The organism is Acidiphilium multivorum AIU301 (genome assembly GCF_000202835.1).
Classification (GTDB): Bacteria; Pseudomonadota; Alphaproteobacteria; order Acetobacterales; family Acetobacteraceae; genus Acidiphilium; species Acidiphilium multivorum.
This window is the reverse complement of sequence record NC_015186.1, coordinates 3,438,722-3,452,985: the sequence shown is the minus strand read 5'-3', so window position 1 is coordinate 3,452,985 and position 14,264 is coordinate 3,438,722. Positions and strand designations below refer to the sequence as shown.

At 64.8% G+C, this 14,264-nt stretch carries 14 protein-coding genes and 1 pseudogene; 5 read left to right on the top strand and 10 right to left on the bottom strand.

Annotation, left to right across the window (positions count from 1 at the left end):
- Nucleotides 1-16: 16 nt before the first annotated feature.
- The gene (gene ilvN / locus ACMV_RS15760; RefSeq protein ID WP_013641060.1) at nucleotides 17-535 is read left to right on the top strand and encodes an acetolactate synthase small subunit; all 519 of its coding nucleotides are present in this window, start codon (nucleotides 17-19) and stop codon (nucleotides 533-535) included.
- A gap of 125 nt (nucleotides 536-660) precedes the next feature.
- Here ilvN and ACMV_RS21580 read toward each other — a convergent pair.
- Together ACMV_RS21580 and ACMV_RS15755 are read right to left on the bottom strand one after the other, a co-directional pair.
- Nucleotides 661-833: pseudogene (locus tag ACMV_RS21580) on the bottom strand (IS5/IS1182 family transposase); the annotation flags it as partial.
- 35 nt (nucleotides 834-868) lie between these two features.
- Nucleotides 869-1,780 (bottom strand): LysR substrate-binding domain-containing protein, encoded by a 912-nt coding sequence (locus tag ACMV_RS15755; protein ID WP_013641059.1) that lies wholly within the window; start codon nucleotides 1,778-1,780, stop codon nucleotides 869-871.
- 104 nt (nucleotides 1,781-1,884) lie between these two features.
- Here ACMV_RS15755 and ACMV_RS15750 point away from each other — a divergent pair, with 104 nt between their 5' ends.
- The 4 genes from ACMV_RS15750 (at nucleotide 1,885) to ACMV_RS15735 (ending at nucleotide 5,887) form a co-directional block, all read left to right on the top strand.
- Nucleotides 1,885-2,910 (top strand): aldo/keto reductase, encoded by a 1,026-nt coding sequence (locus ACMV_RS15750; RefSeq protein WP_013641058.1) that lies wholly within the window; start codon nucleotides 1,885-1,887, stop codon nucleotides 2,908-2,910.
- A gap of 7 nt (nucleotides 2,911-2,917) precedes the next feature.
- Entirely contained in the window at nucleotides 2,918-3,502 is a 585-nt protein-coding gene (locus ACMV_RS15745) for an NADPH-dependent FMN reductase (RefSeq protein ID WP_013641057.1), read from the top strand.
- Between the two features lie 100 nt (nucleotides 3,503-3,602).
- Nucleotides 3,603-4,619, top strand: coding sequence for an IS1595-like element ISAcr1 family transposase (locus tag ACMV_RS15740; RefSeq protein WP_007421341.1), 1,017 nt, complete (start codon nucleotides 3,603-3,605; stop codon nucleotides 4,617-4,619).
- A 176-nt stretch (nucleotides 4,620-4,795) separates the two neighbouring features.
- Complete coding sequence (locus ACMV_RS15735; protein ID WP_013641056.1) at nucleotides 4,796-5,887, top strand: cytochrome-c peroxidase; 1,092 nt, start codon at nucleotides 4,796-4,798, stop codon at nucleotides 5,885-5,887.
- A gap of 142 nt (nucleotides 5,888-6,029) precedes the next feature.
- On the opposite strand, the gene ACMV_RS15730 is transcribed toward ACMV_RS15735, so the two are convergent.
- Genes ACMV_RS15730 through pdhA form a run of 8 tightly spaced genes read right to left on the bottom strand, consistent with a single transcriptional unit; the run spans nucleotide 6,030 to nucleotide 14,074 of the window.
- Nucleotides 6,030-7,088 carry a threonine aldolase family protein gene (locus tag ACMV_RS15730; protein WP_013641055.1) on the bottom strand — a complete coding sequence of 353 codons (1,059 nt, stop codon included), beginning with the start codon at nucleotides 7,086-7,088 and terminating at the stop codon, nucleotides 6,030-6,032.
- A 1-nt stretch (nucleotide 7,089) separates the two neighbouring features.
- Nucleotides 7,090-7,560 (bottom strand): type II toxin-antitoxin system RatA family toxin, encoded by a 471-nt coding sequence (locus tag ACMV_RS15725; RefSeq protein ID WP_013641054.1) that lies wholly within the window; start codon nucleotides 7,558-7,560, stop codon nucleotides 7,090-7,092.
- A 1-nt stretch (nucleotide 7,561) separates the two neighbouring features.
- Complete coding sequence (gene lipA, locus ACMV_RS15720; protein WP_007421399.1) at nucleotides 7,562-8,524, bottom strand: lipoyl synthase; 963 nt, start codon at nucleotides 8,522-8,524, stop codon at nucleotides 7,562-7,564.
- A 6-nt stretch (nucleotides 8,525-8,530) separates the two neighbouring features.
- Complete coding sequence (gene lpdA / locus ACMV_RS15715) at nucleotides 8,531-9,928, bottom strand: dihydrolipoyl dehydrogenase (RefSeq protein ID WP_013641053.1); 1,398 nt, start codon at nucleotides 9,926-9,928, stop codon at nucleotides 8,531-8,533.
- A 10-nt stretch (nucleotides 9,929-9,938) separates the two neighbouring features.
- Complete coding sequence (locus ACMV_RS15710) at nucleotides 9,939-10,448, bottom strand: GNAT family N-acetyltransferase (protein ID WP_007421401.1); 510 nt, start codon at nucleotides 10,446-10,448, stop codon at nucleotides 9,939-9,941.
- Complete coding sequence (locus ACMV_RS15705; RefSeq protein WP_013641052.1) at nucleotides 10,445-11,731, bottom strand: pyruvate dehydrogenase complex dihydrolipoamide acetyltransferase; 1,287 nt, start codon at nucleotides 11,729-11,731, stop codon at nucleotides 10,445-10,447. Before ACMV_RS15705 ends, ACMV_RS15710 begins: the two co-directional genes overlap by 4 nt.
- Before the next feature lie 13 nt (nucleotides 11,732-11,744).
- Nucleotides 11,745-13,112 (bottom strand): pyruvate dehydrogenase complex E1 component subunit beta, encoded by a 1,368-nt coding sequence (locus ACMV_RS15700; protein ID WP_013641051.1) that lies wholly within the window; start codon nucleotides 13,110-13,112, stop codon nucleotides 11,745-11,747.
- 2 nt (nucleotides 13,113-13,114) lie between these two features.
- A complete protein-coding gene (gene pdhA, locus ACMV_RS15695) occupies nucleotides 13,115-14,074 on the bottom strand; it encodes a pyruvate dehydrogenase (acetyl-transferring) E1 component subunit alpha (RefSeq protein WP_007422058.1) in 960 nt (319 codons plus the stop codon).
- Nucleotides 14,075-14,264: the final 190 nt, after the last annotated feature.

The window sequence follows — 14,264 nt, the reverse complement described above, 5'->3', positions numbered from 1 at the left end:
ACCTGAAAGAGCCGACATGAACGCCATCGTCCAGGAAGCCATGCGCGCCGCCACGATTTCCGTGCTGGTGGAAAACGAATCAGGCGTTCTCGCGCGCGTCATCGGCCTGTTTTCCGGCCGCGGCTACAATATCGACAGTCTCACCGTCGCCCCCGTCGAGGACGACCGGCGCAAGAGCCGCATCACCATCGTCACCTCCGGCACCGAACTGGTGATCCAGCAGATCAAGGCGCAACTCGACCGGCTGGTGCCTGTCTACCGCGTATCCGACTTGTCCGCCGAAGGGCCGCACATCGCCCGCGAACTCGCACTCATCAAGGTGATCGGCACTGGCGAGAAGCGGCTCGAAGCGCTGCGTCTTGCCGATGCATTCCGCGCAAGGGTGATCGATGCGACAACCGAAAGCTTCATCTTCGAACTCACCGGCGCCACCGACAAGCTCGATGCGTTTCTCGAGCTGATGCGCCCGCTCGGCCTCGCCGAGGTGTCGCGCACCGGCGTCGCCGCCATCGCCCGCGGCACCCGTACGATCTGACGGCATCCTGCCTCCGCGCCGGACTTCATGGCGCGGGATCCGGCGCAGGATTGTTGGCTGTGAACTATGCGATATTTGGCCGGCCGAGGCGGCGGCCTGGTGAACGACTTTCTATGGAGGCGACAGAGGTTATGGCCGACGCCTGAGAGGATGGCGTTGATGGCATCCCCGTGACGCCGAGCAGGAAATTCCGTCCGAGGTGGCCATCGGTCTTCATGTGGCCGATGACCGGCTCGATGGCAGCGTGCCTGCGCAATTCGTGGCGGATGGCGGGCGTGGTGCCGCGTTTCCGGCGGGCGACATCGCCTGACCGAACCGGAGGTCCATCTTTCATCAGGCTTCGGGCAACTGCGCCGTGTCGGTGATGACAAGGCTTTCGTGAAGCAGGGAAAGAAATGCGGCCACCGGGGTTCCCGGGCCGGCGACGGGCAGGTGGGCGACGACCAGTTCCCAGCAGAGTTCGGGTGATGAGAGACGCGCCATCCCGATGTCCGGATCACGCGCCACAACGACCGTCTCCGGCAGGAGGGCAATGCCTAGGCCGAGACTGACCAGTTTCAGCATCGTGTCGAGATCGCTGACTTCGAACGCGGTATGGCGGCCGATGCCGGCATCACCAAAGCGGCCGTCGACCAGCCTGCGGGTACCCCAGCCCGTTTCGAAGTCGACAAACGGAAAATCCTTTATCGCCTCGAGGGCGACGCCGGTCAGTCCCTCCAGCGGATGACCGCGGGGACAGGCGAGCACAACCTCGTCACACGCGATCATCGTTGTGACGAGATCGGTCAAATGCGTACCCACCGGGAAGAACGCGGCATCGATGCCGCCGGCCCGTGTCCGGTCCGCAAGGGCTGACGAGCTGCCCTGAATGAGCCGGATTTCGATGCCGGGATGCCGCTGGTGAAACCGCGCCAGAAGCAATGGCAGGTCGAGAAATGCGGGCAGGCTCTGCACTGTGCCGATTTTCAGCGTTCCCCGCTTCAGGCCCTGCACTTCGGCAACGGCGCTACGCGCATCCCGCACCGCCTCGATCGCCAATCGCGCTTTTTCAAGGAAGATCTCGCCCGCACCGGTCAGCCGCACGTCACGGGTGCTGCGCACGAAAAGGGGCGCATCGAGTTCCCTCTCGAGTGCCCGGATCGACGTCGAGAGCGCCGATTGCACGATGTTCACGCGACGTGCGGCGCGCGTGAACTGCCGCTCCTCGGCTAGCGCGACAAAATGATGCAGCTGTCTGAGCTCCATGCGCCATCTCTCCATCTATCCGAGAGAAGATTCGGATCAATAAGTTTTATTTGAACGATATTCAACGCTCTCCATCTCCCGGGCGCCAGAATGGAGATTTGGAGATGGATGCATATACGACGCTGCCAAGGATCAGGCTCGGCCTGACCGATATGGAGATCACCCGCGTCGGCTTCGGCGCATGGGCCATCGGCGGGGCTGACTGGGCCGTAGGATGGGGGGCTCAGGATGACCGCGATTCGATCGCGGCAATCCGGCATGCCGTTTCGCGAGGCGTGAACTGGATCGATACCGCAGCGATCTACGGGCTCGGCCATTCCGAAGAGGTCGTCTCGCGTGCGCTGGCGGAGATGCCACAAGCCGAACGCCCCTATGTGTTCACCAAATGCGGCCTGGTATGGGACGAGACCGATCGCCACGCCATGCCGCGGCAGGTCGGCTCGCCGCAAAGCATCCGGCGCGAAGTCGATGCATCGCTGCGGCGCCTCGGCATCGAACGAATTGACCTTTATCAGGTGCACTGGCCAGCGAAAGACGGCACACGGCTGGCAGATTACTGGCAGACGATGCTGGACCTCAAGGCTGAAGGGAAAGTCAGGGCCGTTGGCCTGTCAAATCACAGTGCCGAGCAACTTGCGGTGGCTGAGCGGCTTGGCCATGTCGACACGTTGCAGCCCCCCTTCTCGGCAATCCGGCGCGATGCCGCGGAGCGCGAGTTGCCCTGGTGTCACGCGCACGGCACCGGCGTCATCGTCTATAGCCCGATGCAGGCGGGGCTGCTGACCGGGCGGTTCTCGATCGAACGCGCAAAATCGCTTCCGGCGGATGACTGGCGCTCGCGCAATGACGAATTCATTGGCGACAAGCTGGCCCGCAACCTCCGTCTCGTCGACGCGCTGCGTCCTGTTGCAGAACGGCACGGTGTCTCGGTCCCGGCCGCCGCCGTTGCGTGGACGCTCGCCTGGCCGGGCGTATCCGGCGCCATTGTCGGCGCGCGCAATGCGTCGCAGGTAGACGGCTGGATTGCCGCCGCCAGCCTGCGGCTCGACAACGATGACATGGCGGCCATCGCGACCGCGATTGAGACGAGCGGCGCGGGAACCGGGCCCGCCCGGCCGGCGGGAGCGTGAGGTGGAGATGGCCTTGCATCCACCGCTGCGGCTGCTCGGCATTGTCGGCAGCCTGCGGCGCAACGCCCATTCGCGCGCCGTCCTCCTTGGAGTGAGGAGTGTCCTTGACGCTCGTGTCAGCCTGTCGCTCGTCGGGGTCGACCTCCCGCTCTACAACCAGGACCTGGACGACGACAAACCGCCCCGCGCCGTTCATGACTTCCGGAAGCAAATCGCGGAGAGCGACGCTCTTGTCGTTTCGACCCCGGAGTACAATCACGGCATGCCCGGCGCATTGAAAAACGCCCTTGACTGGGCATCACGACCGCATGGCAATTCTGTGCTGAAGGGCAAGCCCTTTATTGTGGTGTCATCATCACCTGCATTTACGGGCGGGGTCAGGGCACAGGCCCAGGTGAACGAAACGATGCTTGCGATGCAGGCCCTGCCGATTCCGGGACCGCAGATCGTCATCGGTGCGGTCGACGGTAAAGTATCCAATGGCCTCCTGGTCGACGGCACCAGCCTCGGCTTCATCACCGCCGCAATCGAAAACCTCCTAGCACCACGCGCGACAGATAACCTGGCCGAGAACATGGTTTCACTTGCGTGACTAAGCCGCTATCAGATCCAGCCTGCACTCATCAATATCAACGAAGAACGACCCTTGCCTATCCGGTTGACTCCCATACCTACTAGATCTAGTGTTGGGCATGGATGTCCTGGCCCGTGAAGACCTGCCGTTCCCGCAGTCTCTGCCGGAATTCCAGCGTATTTTCCCGAACGACGCGGCCTGTGCCGCCTATCTCGAAAGCGCCCGCTGGAATGGAGGGTTCGCCTGCCCAAGGTGCGGCGTCGTTGGCGAGCCGTTCCGTTTCGAGGCGCGCCCGGGCGTTCTGCGCTGCCGGGCCTGTCGCAAAGACGTAAGCCTGATGGCTGGGACCGTTATGGAACGCAGTCACACGCCGCTGTCGACTTGGTTCTGGGCGGCTTACTTGATCGCCAGCCAGACGCCCGGAATGTCGGCCGTCCAATTTCAGCGGCAACTCGGCCTGTCGCGCTACGAGACCGCCTTCGGCATCCTTCATAAGCTGCGCGCCGGGATGGTGCGCCCCGAGCGCGACAAGATTGGCGACACGCCGCAAGAACACGTCGAAGTGGATGAAACGTGGGTTGGAGGACGAACCCGAGGCGATGGACGGGGTGTCCATCACAAGGTTCTCGTCGCCTGTGCCGTGGAGGTGCGCCACCGGAAACCGGGAACCAAGCTCGACAATCGGAAAGACGGTCGCTACGCGGGACGCGTTCGTCTCGCTGTTGTCCCCGACCGTAGCGCCAATTCGCTCTGCGGATTCGTCGAAAACGCCGTTGCTCCCGGATCGCTGATCGTTACCGACGACTGGAGCGGCTATGCCGGTCTCGGAAGGCGCGGGTTCGACCACCATGCAATCGCCGAATGCGGCGACCCGGAGGTGGCAGAAGAATTCCTGCCGATCGTCCACTTGGTCTTTACCAACCTGAAGACCTGGATCAACGGCATCCATCACGGGGTCAGCGCCAAACATCTACAAGCCTACCTCAATGAATTCACGTTTCGGTTCAACCGGCGCCTCTATCCCTTCAACGCGTTCCGCTCGCTGCTCGGAATCGCGGGTAGGGCAGCCGCACCAACCTTTGACGAGCTTTATTCCGGGGAATGGACACACCCTACATTTAGTGGGTGTGGGTAACAACCGGATAGGCAAGGAACGACCAATCCAACCTCACAAAAAGCGACAAAATCGACAATATACATTCATGATTTATAAAATATTTGAGGACGATATGAACAAAAACATCTCCTGAACAAGCAAAAGAGACTCCGATGAGACGACAATATCTTGTCCATGCGCCGATCAGGCGCAAAATGATCGCGCTTTACACCGCTCTGATCACCGGCGCGATTATGGCGGGACTGCAAGCGGCCTCGGCCGCTCCCCCCGGCGGCGAGTTTCCATCGAAGGTGCCGGTTCCCGCCGACAACCCGATGACCCCCCGGAAGATCCATCTTGGCAAGCAGTTGTATTTCGATCCGCGGCTGTCATTGTCGGGCGACGTGTCCTGCGACACCTGCCACAACGTCGCGGGAAATGGCAGCGATGGACTGCCGCTCTCCTTCGGTGTTCTGGGCCGCGTCGACCGGCCAAGACACGCGCCGACCGTGTTCAATTCCGCGTTCAATACGGTCCAGTTCTGGGACGGACGCGCAAAGAGCCTTGAAGATCAGGCGAAGGGGCCATTGCTCAATCCGATCGAGATGGGCATGCCGAGTTCCGGAGCCATCGTGAAGCGCCTGGCTGGGATTCCCGGTTACAGGCGGGAATTTGCCCGTGTTTTCGGCGGCAAGACGCCGATCACCTTCGAACACGTCGTTCAGGCGATCGCCACATACGAACGGACCCTGGTGACGCCCGACAGCCCATACGATCGGTATCTGAAGGGCGACAAGAACGCGCTCGACAAGTCGGCGAAGCAGGGAATGCACGAGGTCTCCGATCTCGGCTGTGCGAGCTGCCACGCCGGCGCGATGTTCGATAATCCGGGCCTGCCCATGGGAACCGGTTGGTTCAGGAAATTCCCCATGATCCCGACAAACCCGACCTGCGCCACCTATGTGCGGGAGTACCATCTCGCCGACGATCCCGGACGGTTTGACGTCACGCACAAGCAAAGCGACGAGCACGTCTTCAAGGTTCCGAGCCTGCGCAACGTCGCCGTCCTTGCGCCATATTTCCAGAACGGGTCCGTGGGGTCGCTGCGAACCGCCGTTCGGGTGATGGCCGCATGTCAGTTGGGCAAGACGCTGACCGGGCTGCAGACGACGAACATCGTCGCGTTCCTAAACAGCCTGACCGGAAAGTTTCCGGTCGAGACCATGCCACACCTGCCGGAAACACCCGACAGCACATCAATGATGCAGGTTGCCAAGCTCCAGCAAAATCAGCGCCAGCTCAACTGAAGTTGACCCGCAAACGGACAAGGGAGCTTCTTCCAGGAGGCTCCCTTTCTGCGAATATTTCGTGGTGGCCTGCACAGCGGTGGTCGGAGGTGTATCGCGCCGGTCGCACCGTGATCACGCGATGCGGAAGAAGTCGCCCGTCTCAGGCAAGGTTGTGAAAGGCGGCAATCGTCTCGATGATATCGGTGCCGGTCACGTCGAGATGGGTGCATAGCCGTAGCCGGGTCGCCCCCATCACAGAAACCATGATCCCTTGCGCGCGAAGCGCCGCCGCCCAGTCCCCGGGAGTGCGGCCTGAAGCCGCGACATCGACATAGACCAGATTCGTCTCCGGCGGTTCGACGTTGAGACCGCCGATCGCCGCGAGCCCTGCTGCAAGGTCGCGGGCATTCGCGTGGTCCTCGGCCAGCCGGTCCACGTTATGATCGAGCGCATACAGGCAGGCCGCGGCGCAGATTCCGGCCTGCCGGAGCGCACCGCCCAGACGCTGCTTCCACCGCCAGGCGCGATCGATCAGGTCGGCTGAACCGGCCAGAACGGCACCGAGGGGGGCGCCAAGCCCTTTCGTGAAGTCGATCCACACGGTGTCGAACGGCGCCGCGTAGGCGGCGGCGGAGATTCCGCTCGCGACCACCGCGTTCATCAGGCGCGCGCCATCCATGTGCGTTGCCATTCCGGCCGCGCGGGCAATGCCGACGAGATCACGAAGAGTGGCCAAGGGCCAGATCGTGCCGCCGCCGAGATTGGCCGTCTGCTCGATTTCCAGCAGCACCTGCGGCGCGGCATAGCGGGAAGGCATCGTCAGCGCGGCGCGAAGATCGTCGGCCGAGAACATGCCCCGTGCGCCCCGCAGGCCGAGTACGCGCGCCCCCGCCAGCGCCCAGGGGGCTCCGCCCTCAGCCTCGATGATATGCGCGGTCTCGTGCGCGATGATCTCGTCGCCGGGACGGCAATGGGTAAGGATGGCCACCGAATTGCACATCGCCCCGGAGGGCAGGAACATTGCCGCCTCCTTCCCCAGCATGGCGGCCACACGCTCGCAGAGCGCATTCACGGACGGATCAAGACCGAGTTGCTCGTCGCCCACTTCGGCGCCGAGCATCGCCTCGCGCATCGCCGGCGACGGTCTGGTCTGGGTATCAGAATAGAGATTGATGCGCACCGGCGGCAACGAAGGATCGGGCCGGAGCGGGGCGTACATCCTAGCCCTCGGCGGGTGCCGCGAGATCGGCGCCGGACTGCGGCGTGCCGTAAACATCGCGCGCGCGCTTCAGAAATGCCGCGACCATCCGGCGCACCGCCTCGGCGAACACCGCACCGATGGCCTTCTGCAGGATCAGGCTGCGAAATTCGAAATCGACATAGAAATCGATCATGGTGCCGCGCTCGTCCGGCAGGAACCGCCACTCGTTGCGCAGGTAGCGGAAGGGGCCGTTCTCGTAGCGGACATGGATATGCTCGGGCGCGTTCAGCATCACGCGGGAGGTGAAACTCTCGCGGAACGGACCGAACCCGATGGTCAGGTCCGCCAGCATTTCATCGCCGCGCTGCGAGCGGACGCGCGCGCCGATGCACCAGGGCAGGAATTGCGGATATTTCCCCACATCGGCCACGAGATCGAACATCTGGCCGGGCTGGTAGAGGACCAGTTTCCGCTCGGTGTAGCTCGGCATGTCAGGCCGCGTGCCGGGCGGCCCGGGCTTCGCGCAGGGCGGCGAAATCGGCATCCGCGTGATAGGAGGAGCGGGTCAGCGGCGTCGCCGACACCATCAGGAACCCCTTGGCGCGGGCCATGGCGGCAAGATCGGCGAACTCGTCGGGGGTGACGAACCGGTCGACCGCGGCGTGTTTCACCGTCGGCTGGAGATACTGGCCGATGGTGAGGAAATCGACATCGGCGATGCGCAGGTCGTCCATCACCTGGCCGACCTCGCCGCGGTCCTCGCCGAGCCCGGCCATCAGGCCGGATTTGGTGAAGATGCTTGGGTCGAGCTGCTTCACCCGGTCGAGCAGGCGGAGCGACTGGTAATAGCGCGCGCCGGGGCGGATCGAGGGGTAGAGCCGCGGCACGGTTTCGAGATTGTGGTTGAACACGTCCGGCCTGGCAGCGACGACCACCTCCAGCGCACCGGGCTTGCGCAGGAAGTCCGGGGTGAGGATCTCGATCGTGGTGGAGGGTGCGGCGGCGCGGATCGCGCCGATCACCGCCGCGAAATGCGCCGCCCCGCCATCATCGAGATCGTCGCGGTCGACCGAGGTGATCACCACATGCTGCAAGCCGAGCCGGGCCACGGCTTCGGCCACGCGGGCCGGTTCGTCGGCGGCGAGCGGCGCCGGCTGGCCGGTGGTGACGTTGCAGAAGGCGCAGGCGCGGGTGCAGATTTCACCCATGATCATCATGGTCGCGTGGCGCTGCGACCAGCACTCGCCGATATTCGGGCAGGCCGCCTCCTCGCAGACCGTCACCAGCTTGGCCTCGCGCATCAGCGCGCGGGTTTCGTGATAGACGGGATGGTTCGGCGCCTTCACCCGGATCCAGGCGGGTTTCCGCTGGATCGGGTTATCCGGCCTGTGCTGCTTTTCCGGATGGCGGAGCTTGCCGCCCCCCGAATTCCGGTGATCGATCTCGACGCGCATGACGGATCAGAAGTGGATGACCTGTCCATACGCGTCAAGCACCGATTCGTGCATCGCTTCACTGATCGTGGGGTGGGGGAAGACGGTGTGCATCAGTTCGGCCTCGGTGGTTTCGAGCTGCCGGGCGACCACGTAGCCCTGGATCATCTCGGTCACCTCGGCGCCAGCCATGTGCGCGCCGAGGAGCTCGCCGGTCTCGGCGTCGAAGACGGTCTTGATCATGCCTTCGGGTTCGCCCATGGCGATCGCCTTGCCGTTCCCGATAAAGGGGAAGCGGCCGATTTTCACCTTGCGGCCGGCTTCCTTCGCCTTTGCTTCGGTCATGCCGACCGAGGCGACCTGCGGGCGGCAATAGGTGCAGCCGGGGATGTTCCAGGTCTCGAACGGATGCGGCTTCAGCCCCGCGATATGCTCGATGCAGACCACGCCCTCGTGGCTGGCCTTGTGGGCGAGCCAGGGCGGGCCGGTCAGATCGCCGATCGCGTAGATGCCCTCGACGCCGGTGCGCCCGAAACCATCGACCACCACATGCGTGCGCTCGACCTTCACGCCGGCCTGCTCAAGGCCGAGATTTTCGACATTGCCGACGATGCCGACCGCGGAGATCACCCGCTCGGCGGTGATCTTCTGCGCCTTTCCGCCGGCCTCGATCGTGACGGTCACGCTGTCCCTGCCCTTCTCGACGCCCTTCACGCTCGCCCCGACGAGCAGCTTCATGCCCTGCTTCTCGAACTGCTTGTGCATGAAGGCGGAGATTTCCTCGTCCTCCACCGGCAGGATGCGCGGCAGCGCCTCGACCACCGTCACCTCGGCGCCCATGTTGCGGTAGAAGCTCGCGAACTCGATGCCGATCGCGCCGGAGCCGATCACCACGAGGGATTTCGGCATGATGTCCGGCACCATCGCCTCGCGATACGACCATATGAACCGGCCATCCGGCTCGATGCCGGGCAGGACGCGGGCGCGCGCGCCGGTCGCGAGGATGATGTGCTTCGCCTTCAGCGTGGCGACCGGCTTGCCGTCCTTCTCGACCGCGAGCGTGCCCTTGCCGGCGAGCCGGCCGGTGCCGTCGAACACCGTCACCTTGTTCTTCTTCAGAAGATGGGCGACGCCCGAGGAAAGCTGCTTTGCCACGCCGCGCGAGCGCTTCACCACCTTGTCGAGATCGAACTTCACGTTCTCGGCGGAGAAACCGTATTCGGGCAAGGTGTGGAGCAGGTGGTTGATCTCGGAGGAACGAAGCAGCGCCTTGGTCGGAATGCAGCCCCAGTTGAGGCAGATGCCGCCGAGATTTTCGCGCTCGACCAGGGCGACCTTCAGCTTGAGCTGCGCGCCGCGGATCGCGGTCACGTAGCCGCCGGGGCCGCCGCCCACCACCACCACGTCGAAACTCTGATCGGTCATTGTTCTGCTCCTATGCGGCAAGGGCGGCGAGGGCCTCGCCCTTCAGACGGTAGCGCGTCCATTCATCGAGCGGGACGGCGCCGAGGGATTGATAGAAATCGATGGCGGGGCGGTTCCAGTCCAGCACCGACCATTCGAGCCGGGCGCAGCCGAGCCGGACCGCCTCGCGCGCGAGATGGCGCAGCAGGGCGCGGCCGATGCCCCGGCCCCGCGCCGCGGGCAGGACGAACAGGTCTTCGAGATAGAGCCCGGCCCGGCCGGTCCAGGTCGAGAAGCTGGTGAAGAACAGGGCGAAACCGGCGACCGCGCCATCGGCCTCGGCCAGCACGGCGCGGGCGAGAGGCTGCGGGCCGAACAGCGCCTCGTGCAGCATCGGCGCGGTCATCTCCACCTCGTGGGGCGCCTTTTCATAAAGGGCGAGCGCGTGAACGAGATCGAGCAGCGCGGCGATGTCGGCCGGTGCCGCAGGGCGAAGCGTTGCCGCCGCCCCTGAAGCGACACCGGCCGAATGGTCGCTCAAAGCATCAGCCCCAGCGGCTGTTCGACGATGGACTTGAACGCCGCGAGGAATTCGGCGCCGACCGCGCCATCCACCACGCGATGGTCGCAGGACAGGGTGACGGTCATCACCGTGGCGATGGCGATCTGCTCACCCTTCACCACCGGCCGCTTCTCGCCGGCGCCGATGGCGAGAATGCCGCCCTGCGGCGGGTTGATGATCGCCGAGAACGAGCTGATGCCATACATGCCAAGATTGGAGATCGAGAACGATCCGCCCTGGAATTCGTCCGGCTTCAGCTTGCCGGCCTTTGCCCGCGCGGCGAGATCCTTCATCTCGTTGCTGATCGCGGCCAGGCCTTTCTGGTCCGCCTTGCGGATGATCGGCGTGATCAGCCCGTCCGGAATCGCGACGGCCACCGAGATGTCCACGTCGTGATAACGGATCATCGCCTCCTCGGTGAACGAGGCGTTGGCCGCCGGAACGCGGCGCAGGGCGACGGCGACCGCCTTGATGATCAGGTCGTTGACCGAAAGCTTGAACGCGCCCGGCCCCTCCTTGGGGGATTGCGCGTTCAGCTCGGCGCGCAGCTTGAGCAGCGCGTCGAGCTCGACATCCATCGACAGATAGAAATGCGGAATGGTCTGTTTCGCGGCCTGCAACCGCTTCGCGATCACCTTGCGCATCGAGGAATGCGGGATCGCGTCATGCGGCGCGGTGATCGGCGCGGCCGGGGCCGCGGCGGCTTGCGCCGGTGGGGCGGCAGCTGGCGCTTTCGGCGCCGGTGCCGCGGCTTCCGGGGCACTGCCGCGGGCGGCGTCGATATCCGCCTTGACGATCCGCCCGTTCGGGCCGGAGCCCTTGAGCGTGGCGAGGTCGATCCCCGCCTGCTGCGCCATGCGGCGGGCGAGCGGCGAAGCGAAGACGCGCGGGCCATGCCCGGTCGTCTCCGCCGCCGGCGCGGCCGGAGCTGCCGCAGCCGGGGCAGGTGCCGCCACCGGTTCCGGCGCGGCGGCGGGCTTTGGCGCCGGGGCAGCGGGCGCGCTGTCCGGCACGGCTTCGCCCGGTTCGACGAGAATGGCGATCGGCGCGTTCACCGCGACATTCTCCGATCCGGCAGCGACCAGGATCTTGCCGAGAACGCCCTCGTCGACCGCCTCGACCTCCATCGTCGCCTTGTCGGTCTCGATCTCGGCGATGACGTCGCCGGCCTTGATCGTCTCGCCTTCCTTCTTGAGCCAGCGCGCCAGCGTGCCTTCCGTCATGGTGGGCGAGAGTGCCGGCATCAGGATGTTCGTGGCCATGTTCGCGCCTCCCTCAGAACAGTTTCTTGACGGCGCCGACGACCCAGTCCGGCTGGGGCAGCGCGAGCTTTTCCAGATTGGCGGCATAGGGCATCGGCACGTCGAGCCCGGCGACGCGGGTCGGCGGCGCGTCCAGCCAGTCGAACGCATGTTCGGTGATCTGCATCGCGATCTCGGCACCGATGCCGGCAAAGGGCCAGCCCTCCTCGACCGAGACGACGCGGTTGGTCTTCTTCACCGAATTCACGATGGTCTCGATGTCGAGCGGGCGGATCGTGCGCAGGTTGATCACCTCCGCCGAAATCCCCTGCTGGTCCAGCGCCTCGGCGGCCTTCAGCGCGACATCGACCATCAGCGAGAAAGCAACGATGGTGACATCCTCGCCCGCGCGCTCGACCTTGGCCTTGCCGATCGGCAGGATGAAGTCATCGTCGGTCGGGCATTGGTGCTTGTGGCCGTAGAGAATCTCGTTCTCGAGGAAGATGACCGGGTTCGGGTCGCGGATCGCCGCGCGCAGCAAGCCCTTCGCATCCGCCGCCGACCACGGGGCGACCACCTTGAGGCCCGGGCAATGCGCATACCACGAGGCGTAGCACTGGCTGTGCTGGGCCGCGACGCGGGCGGCAGCGCCGTTCGGCCCGCGGAAGACGATGGGGCAGCCCATCTGCCCGCCGGACATGTAGAGCGTCTTCGCCGCCGAATTGATGATCTGGTCGATCGCCTGCATGGCGAAGTTGAACGTCATGAACTCGACGATCGGCTTGAGGCCGGACATCGCCGCCCCCACCGCCATGCCGGTGAAACCGTGCTCGGTGATCGGCGTGTCGATCACCCGCTTCGCGCCGAACTCGTCGAGCAGGCCCTGGCTGATCTTGTACGCGCCCTGATACTGGGCAACCTCCTCGCCCATCAGGAACACGTCGGCATCGCGCCGCATCTCGGCGGCCATCGCATCGCGCAGCGCCTCGCGGACGGTGATTTCCTGCGTCGGGCCCCAATCGTTCTCGGCGGCCGGCGCCACCTCGGCAGGCGGCGCCTTCGGCGCGGCAGCGGGCTGGTGCGCGGGCGCGGGCGCGGGCGCGGGCGCGGGCGTAGCCTGCGGCGCCGGCGCGGCGGCGGAAGGGGACTCTGCCTTTTCGCCATGCGCGCCGAGCACCGCGATCGGCGTGTTCACCGCGACGTTTTCAGTCCCCTCATCGACCAGGATTCGCAGCAGCTCGCCCTCGTCGACCGCCTCGACCTCCATCGTCGCCTTGTCGGTCTCGATCTCGGCGAGAACATCGCCGGCCTTGACCCGGTCGCCGACCTTCTTGAGCCATTTGGCCAGCTTGCCCTCGGTCATCGTCGGCGAGAGCGCGGGCATCAGAACGTCCGTGGTCATGCTCAGCCCTCCACCAGCACATCGGTCCAGAGTTCGGATTCATCGGGTTCGGGGCTCTGCTGCGCGAAATCGGCCGCGTCCTGCACCCGCTTCTTGATGTCGTCGTCGATCGCCTTGAACATCTCGTCGCTCACCCCCATCGCCTCCAGCGCCTTGCGGGCGAGATCGATGCAATCGTGCTCGGTCCGCATCTTCTGCACCTCCTCGCGGGTGCGGTATTTCGCGGGGTCGGACATCGAGTGGCCGCGATAGCGATAGGTCTTCATCTCCAGCAGGAACGGCCCGTTCCCCGCCCGGCAATGCGCGACCGCCTGCTCGCCCGCTTCCTTGACGGCCTGAACGTCCATCCCGTCCACCTGCAGGCCCGGAATGCTCCAGGGCGCGCCGTTCAGGCTGAGATCGCGCGAGGCCGACGCGCGCTCGACGCTGGTGCCCATGCCATAGCGGTTGTTCTCGATGATGAAGATCACCGGCAGCTTCATCAGCGCCGCGAGGTTGAAGCTCTCGAACACCTGGCCCTGGTTCGAGGCGCCCTCGCCGAAATAAGTCAGGCAGACGCGGTCATTGCCGCGATAGTGATTGGCGAACGCAAGGCCGGTGCCGAGCGAGACCTGCGCGCCGACGATGCCGTGCCCGCCGAAGAAGCCCTTCTCCTTCGAGAACATGTGCATCGAGCCGCCCTTGCCCTTGGAATAGCCGCCGGCCCGGCCGGTCAGCTCGGCCATGACGCCTTTCGGGTCCATGTCGCAGGCGATCATGTGGCCGTGATCGCGATAGGAGGTGATGACCTGGTCGCCCGGCTCGATCGCCAGCTGCATGCCGGTCACCACCGCTTCCTGCCCGATATAGAGATGGCAGAACCCGCCGATCAGCCCCATGCCGTAGAGCTGGCCGGCCTTTTCCTCGAAACGGCGGATCAGCAGCATCTTTTCGTAGGCGGCCAGAAGCTCGTCCCTGTCCATGGATTGCTGTTTCTGGCTGCTGCGCTTGCGTGAGGCTGGCTGGGCTTTCCCGCCCGTCGATCTTGTACGGCTGGCCACGATGATCCCCCTCCGTCGGTTGATCTCTTTCCAATGCGTCGGAACGGGGGCACGACGCAAGCGGGAAAACAAAAAAACAATGATGGTGCAATGCAATATTCATGTTAACCAA

Bases quoted from the DNA above. Each gene is read 5' to 3' on its own strand.
- ACMV_RS15700 (WP_013641051.1), bottom strand. From the start codon at position 13,112: ATGACCACGGACGTTCTGATGCCCGCGCTCTCGCCGACGATGACCGAG.
- ACMV_RS15745 (WP_013641057.1), top strand. From the start codon at position 2,918: ATGGCCTTGCATCCACCGCTGCGGCTGCTCGGCATTGTCGGCAGCCTG.
- lpdA (WP_013641053.1), bottom strand. From the start codon at position 9,928: ATGACCGATCAGAGTTTCGACGTGGTGGTGGTGGGCGGCGGCCCCGGC.
- pdhA (WP_007422058.1), bottom strand. From the start codon at position 14,074: ATGGACAGGGACGAGCTTCTGGCCGCCTACGAAAAGATGCTGCTGATC.
- ACMV_RS15740 (WP_007421341.1), top strand. From the start codon at position 3,603: ATGGATGTCCTGGCCCGTGAAGACCTGCCGTTCCCGCAGTCTCTGCCG.
- ilvN (WP_013641060.1), top strand. From the start codon at position 17: ATGAACGCCATCGTCCAGGAAGCCATGCGCGCCGCCACGATTTCCGTG.
- ACMV_RS15735 (WP_013641056.1), top strand. From the start codon at position 4,796: ATGATCGCGCTTTACACCGCTCTGATCACCGGCGCGATTATGGCGGGA.
- ACMV_RS15730 (WP_013641055.1), bottom strand. From the start codon at position 7,088: ATGTACGCCCCGCTCCGGCCCGATCCTTCGTTGCCGCCGGTGCGCATC.
- ACMV_RS15725 (WP_013641054.1), bottom strand. From the start codon at position 7,560: ATGCCGAGCTACACCGAGCGGAAACTGGTCCTCTACCAGCCCGGCCAG.
- ACMV_RS15755 (WP_013641059.1), bottom strand. From the start codon at position 1,780: ATGGAGCTCAGACAGCTGCATCATTTTGTCGCGCTAGCCGAGGAGCGG.
- lipA (WP_007421399.1), bottom strand. From the start codon at position 8,524: ATGCGCGTCGAGATCGATCACCGGAATTCGGGGGGCGGCAAGCTCCGC.
- ACMV_RS15750 (WP_013641058.1), top strand. From the start codon at position 1,885: ATGGATGCATATACGACGCTGCCAAGGATCAGGCTCGGCCTGACCGAT.
- ACMV_RS15705 (WP_013641052.1), bottom strand. From the start codon at position 11,731: ATGGCCACGAACATCCTGATGCCGGCACTCTCGCCCACCATGACGGAA.